This is a genomic window from Segatella salivae DSM 15606 (assembly GCF_000185845.1).
In the GTDB taxonomy this organism is placed as follows: Bacteria; Bacteroidota; Bacteroidia; order Bacteroidales; family Bacteroidaceae; genus Prevotella; species Prevotella salivae.
The window spans coordinates 1-1,587 of the sequence record NZ_GL629663.1 but is presented as its reverse complement, the minus strand read 5'-3'; the positions used below and the strand labels follow the sequence as shown (position 1 = coordinate 1,587).

The 1,587-nt window shown below is 47.1% G+C and carries 1 protein-coding gene; it reads left to right on the top strand.

What is annotated here, in order from left to right; translation table 11 throughout:
- Positions 1-1,143, top strand: coding sequence for an alkaline phosphatase family protein (locus HMPREF9420_RS12710; RefSeq protein ID WP_052297304.1), 1,143 nt, complete (start codon positions 1-3; stop codon positions 1,141-1,143).
- Positions 1,144-1,587: the final 444 nt, after the last annotated feature.

Below are 1,587 nucleotides of genomic sequence, written 5' to 3'. Positions count from 1 at the left end.
ATCTTTACATTGACTTGCACGGCACGAAAAGATTTTTACACAATCGTGGTCTCACTCGATGGATGCAGATGGGATTACCCGCAATGGTACGATGCACCCCTTTTCAATTACATGGCCGAACAGGGCGTAAAATCAGGGCTCATCCCCTCCTATCCGTCCAAGACCTTTCCCAATCACTACACCTTGGCCACAGGACTCTATCCTGATCACCATGGTATCATCGCCAATTCGTTTGCGAACAGAAAAGACGGACTGATATTTTCGCTCAGTAATCCAAAGACCAAGACCGACAGCCGATTCTATGGCGGAGAACCCATATGGATTACGGCCAAGAAACAGGGCAAGAAAGTGTTTACCTATCATTGGCCGGGAAGCGACGTACGCGTGAAAGGCCAATACCCCGATGTGTGGTTCAACTACGAAAAGAACCATCTCTCTGTCAGCGAACGAATCTCTTTGGTCTCACAGGCTATCAACGCCAAGCAGGCACCCGACCTCATCATGGTTTATTTTGAAGAGCCCGACCACTCTGGACACAGCTTCGGACCGCAAGACAAGCGCACAAGAGAGGCTTTCCGAAACATGGATGCGCAGCTTCACGACCTATGGGACAACATTCAACAAGGACCACGCAAAGATAGTGTCAACCTCATTGTCGTTTCAGACCATGGCATGACCTTCGTGACTCCCGAACGGAAAATTGAATGCAAACGCTATTTGAATCCCAAGTGGGTTGAACGCATAGAAGGCAATCTGCCCGCACAAATCTATTGCCACAAAGGATATGCCGACTCGGTATACAATGCACTGAAGGCTATCCCACACATGCGCGTATGGCGAAAAAAAGATGTTCCAGCCTATCTCCACTACGGCACACACGAAAACATCGGTGATGTCATTGCCGACCCGCAAGAGGGATGGCTCGTCACAGACGGCAAAGTAAAGGCAGGAGGCATGCATGGCTACGACCCCACATACAGCGACATGCAAGCCATTTTCAGAGCCATGGGACCAAGTTTCCGACACATCGACTATCCTCATTTTCCCAATGTTGATGTCTATGCTCTCCTATGCCATCTCATCGGCGTCACACCTGCCCCCAACGACGGCAACTTCAACGACATCAGTGCTATACTAAAATAACCCTCCACATCTTCACACACTCCGTCTCCCCTGTGCTTTACCCTCTCGGGCATGAGGGAGACTTTTTTTAACGATTCGCATCGCCAACCCTCTATCCATTGCACAAATGACACACACCTTTTGCCACTCATTCCCCAAAATCTTCTAACTTATGTTTTGCACGGCTCACGCTTACAAAGATAATAAAATTATCGCATAACACAAAGAAAATGCCCATTCACGACATGTTAATAAATGTTTAACACATCACAGCGCCCATTTAGAACCCCTAAACCACCCATTTACATGATGCACAATGAAGCACACGAACACACGTCAACCCCAAAATATTACATATTACAATATTACATGTAACGTTTGCTCAATTCCACCTCCACCCGCACCTTGCATACTTACAAATTAAAACCCAACATAAAAATCCCTCCTATAAACGGATATACAAAC